At 70.2% G+C, this 3,543-nt stretch carries 5 protein-coding genes; 4 read left to right on the forward strand and 1 reads right to left on the reverse strand.

Features of this window, described 5'->3' with window-relative positions:
- Window positions 1-41 precede the first annotated feature (41 nt).
- Both Q8S40_RS13325 and Q8S40_RS13330 read left to right on the forward strand, forming a co-directional pair.
- Window positions 42-602, forward strand: coding sequence for a demethoxyubiquinone hydroxylase family protein (locus Q8S40_RS13325; RefSeq protein ID WP_305670781.1), 561 nt, complete (start codon window positions 42-44; stop codon window positions 600-602).
- Window positions 603-652: 50 nt separating this feature from the next.
- Window positions 653-2,263: an FAD-dependent oxidoreductase gene (locus tag Q8S40_RS13330; RefSeq protein WP_305670782.1), complete on the forward strand. Its 1,611-nt coding sequence runs from the start codon at window positions 653-655 to the stop codon at window positions 2,261-2,263.
- 40 nt (window positions 2,264-2,303) lie between these two features.
- Here Q8S40_RS13330 and Q8S40_RS13335 read toward each other — a convergent pair whose 3' ends face one another.
- On the reverse strand, window positions 2,304-2,561 hold the full coding sequence (locus Q8S40_RS13335; protein ID WP_304809628.1) for a sulfurtransferase TusA family protein: 258 nt from the start codon (window positions 2,559-2,561) through the stop codon (window positions 2,304-2,306).
- Window positions 2,562-2,714: 153 nt separating this feature from the next.
- Here Q8S40_RS13335 and Q8S40_RS13340 point away from each other — a divergent pair, with 153 nt between their 5' ends.
- Window positions 2,715-3,167, forward strand: coding sequence for a MucR family transcriptional regulator (locus Q8S40_RS13340; protein ID WP_304809629.1), 453 nt, complete (start codon window positions 2,715-2,717; stop codon window positions 3,165-3,167).
- Window positions 3,168-3,314: 147 nt separating this feature from the next.
- Window positions 3,315-3,543, forward strand: a 229-nt coding sequence (locus tag Q8S40_RS13345) for a Fur family transcriptional regulator (RefSeq protein ID WP_305670783.1), incomplete at its 3' end; no start/stop codon positions are given.

The following is a 3,543-nucleotide window of genomic DNA, read 5'->3' on the forward strand; positions in this document are numbered from 1 at the left end:
GTCGGCTTGCGCCACTGAGGGTCCGTGCCAACTCAAGGGCCATGACCCATATCCGCCCCCCCGCCTCCGTCAACGCACCCGCCGCCGACCTGCCCGATTGGCTGGTCGGTGAATTGCGGTCCGACCATGCCGGGGAAACCGGCGCCGTGATGATCTATCGCGGCATCCTGGCATTCGCCCGCGACCCCGAAATCCGAGACTTCGCCCAGCGGCATGGCGCCACCGAACAGGGGCATCTGGACCTGCTGGAGGGGCTGCTGCCGGCCCGCCAGCGCAGCGTGCTGCTGCCGATCTGGCGCGTCGCCGGCTGGCTGACCGGGGCGCTGCCCGCGCTGGCTGGCAACCGCGCCATCTACGCCACCATCGATGCGGTGGAGACCTTCGTCGACCACCACTACCAGGCGCAGATCGACCGGCTGGACGCGGAGCGCATCTTCCCCGAGATCCGCGCCCTGCTGGCGCGTTGCCAGGAGGAGGAGGTGGAGCACCGGGACGAGGCGCGGGAGGCCGCCGATGCGCCGCCCGGCCTGCTGCTGCGCGGCTGGGCCTGGCTGGTGGGCAACGGCTCCGCCGCCGCGGTGCATGCGGCGCGGCGGATTTAGCCCTCGCAGATTTCGTGCTTTAGCCTGCCCCGGCTTGCGGGGGTTCGGGCGTGGATGATGCGTATGATGCGGTGGTGCTGGGCAGCGGCGCGGCGGGGCTGACCGCGGCACTCACCGCCGCCGTGTCCGGTCTGCGCGTGCTGGTGCTGGAAAAGTCCGACCGCATTGGCGGCACCAGCGCCATGTCCGGCGCCGGCACCTGGATACCCGCCAACCACCATGCGGAAGCCGCCGGAATCGCCGACAGCCCGGCGGAAGCACTGGAATACATCCGCGCCGCGGCGCCGGAAGGCTGGGCGGCGACGGAGGATGCGCTGTGGCAGCGCCTGGTCACGGCCTCGCCGGCCATGCTGCGCTTCGTCGAGGCGCATTCGCCGCTGCGTTTTCGGCTGACGCCGGAGGGCGACCCGCTGCGCAACCTGCCGGGCGCCAAGCCGCGCGGGCGCATGCTCTCGCCCCTGCCGCTCAGCCGCTGGCGGGCCGGGCGCTTCGCACTCCGCATCCGGCGGTCCACCATCCCGGAGATCTTCACCTATCACGAGGCGGTGGAGACGGATCTGTACCACCACCCCTACCGCACCGCGCTGAAGCTGTGGCCGAGGCTCGCCTGGCGACTGCTGGTGAACAGCCGCGGCAAGGGCACCGCGCTGATCACCGGGCTGCTGCGCGGCTGCCTGGATGCGGGCGTGCGGATCGAGCTTTCGGCGCGTGCCGTCGCGCTTCAGCAGGATGAGACGGGCGCGGTGGTGGGCGTGGTGGTGGAGCAGCGCGGCCGGCAGCGGACCATCCAGGCGCGGCGCGGCGTGGTGATCGCGACCGGCGGCTTCGAATGGGATGCGGCGCTGCGCGCGCAGCATTTCCCGGGGAAGGTGGACTACCTCGGCAGCCCGCCGGGCAATGCGGGCGATGGCCACCGCATGGCCCAGGCCGCCGGCGCGGCGCTGGCGCATATGGACCAGGCGACGCTGACCCCGGCGGTGCCGGTGCGGCATGAGGGCCAGCTGATGGCGCGCCCGGTGCCCTTCCACACCGAGCCCAACGCCATACTGGTGAACCGCCACGGCGTCCGCTTCGTGAACGAGCTGGTCTTCAACATCGGCGAGGCGATGGATGCGCGGGATGCAGCCGGCCAGCCCCTGCACCTGCCCTGCTGGGTGATCGCCGATGCGCGGCTGCTGCAGCGGCTGCCGCCGGCGCGCTGGGCGGCGAAGGATGATGCCGGCTGGCTGCATCGCGCGGCCAGCATTCCGGAACTTGCCCAGGCCATCGGCCTCGACCCCATCGCGCTGGAGGCAACGGTGGCGCGCTACAACGCCGCCTGCGCGGCGCAGAAGGATGCCGATTTCGGCCGCCCCTCCGCCGCCGATGCCGCGGCCAGCGGCGACAAGCGACGGCGTGGCGGGTTGGAAGCATTGGAGCGCGCGCCGTTTCTGGCGATGCCGTTCAACCGCTCCATCCTCGGCACCAAGGGCGGGCCGCGCACGAATGACCAGGCGGAGGTGCTGCGGCCGGATGGCAGCGTCATTGCCGGGCTGTTCGCGGCGGGGGCGTCGAGCGCCAATCCGCTCGGGACCCGCGGGGTTGGCACCGGCACCACCATCGGGCCCTACATGGCCTGGGGCCATGTGGCCGGCCTCCGGCTGGCACAGCGCAATGCGTAGGGGATGAAGGCGGACCGGCCCCGATCCGGGTGGTCCGCGATCAGCCCTTCTTGCGGATCAGCAACACCAGCACGCCATCCGCCGCCTCGGTGGCCGACAGCACCGCATGGCCCTGTTCGGTGGCGGTGCGGGGCACGTTCCGGCGTGGTTCGTCGCCGCGCAGCCGCAGCCGCAGGACTTGCCCCGGCTGCATGCGGTCAAGCGCCAGGCGGGTGCGCACGAAGGTCATCGGACAAGTCTCGTTCGTGATATCCAGCTCCCTATCGTGGGTCTGTTCTTCATCTGTGGTGGGATTCATCGGAACGCACCCATTTTGTTTGCCATTGATCGTTGCAATCAATCGATTTTAAGCAATATAGTCACGTCAACTAGCATGGCCCAGGGCATTGCGTCCGACCGCCATGAACGCGTCGGCCGTTCCAGGCCCGACAATGCAGGCGAGACCGGAATCATGGCTGAAACGACCTCCAATCCCGACATCCTGGGCCTGACCGCCGAGATCGTTTCGGCGCATGTGTCGAACAATTCCGTGGCCGTGGCCGATCTGCCGAACCTGATCCAGGAAGTCTACCGGACGCTGTCCTCCATGGGCCAGCCGGTGGTGGAGGTGGCGGAACGGCCGCAGCCGGCGGTGCCGGTGAAGAAATCGGTGACGCCTGAATTCCTGATCTGCCTGGAAGACGGCAAGAAGCTGAAGATGCTCAAGCGGCATCTGAAGACCTCGTTCAACCTGACGCCCGACCAGTACCGGGAACGCTGGGGCCTGCCGTCGGACTATCCGATGGTGGCGCCGAACTACACCAAGCACCGGTCCACGCTGGCCAAGCGCATCGGCCTGGGCACCAAGCCGCGCGGCCGCCCACCCGGCCGGGGCCGCGTCGCCGCAGCCGTGCGGGACGCCTGAAGCAGCCCGCCCGGCGGCCTGCCAGCCCTGCACATCCGCCGCGTTGTCCGGCCGGATTTCTGGCGGGTGGTCTGGCGGCGCGGTCGGGGCTATGGATAGCGCGCCGGCCCGAGCGGGCCGGATCGCCGGAGGGTGCCGCGCCTGAACATGCAGAGTTCCGACGCCCCGACACGCGCTGACGCCGAACGCCCCGATCCATCGCGGATCGAACGCCTCTGCGTCGAGCGCGGCCTGAAAATGACCGGCCAGCGCCGGTTGATCGCGCGCGTCCTGAGCGAAGCCGAGGACCACCCGGATGTGGAGGAACTCTACCGCCGCGCTGTCACCCTCGACGCCAAGATCTCGGTCGCCACGGTGTCTCGCACCGTCCGGCTGC

The sequence above is a fragment of the Falsiroseomonas sp. genome (assembly GCF_030695085.1).
In the GTDB taxonomy this organism is placed as follows: Bacteria; Pseudomonadota; Alphaproteobacteria; order Acetobacterales; family Acetobacteraceae; genus Falsiroseomonas.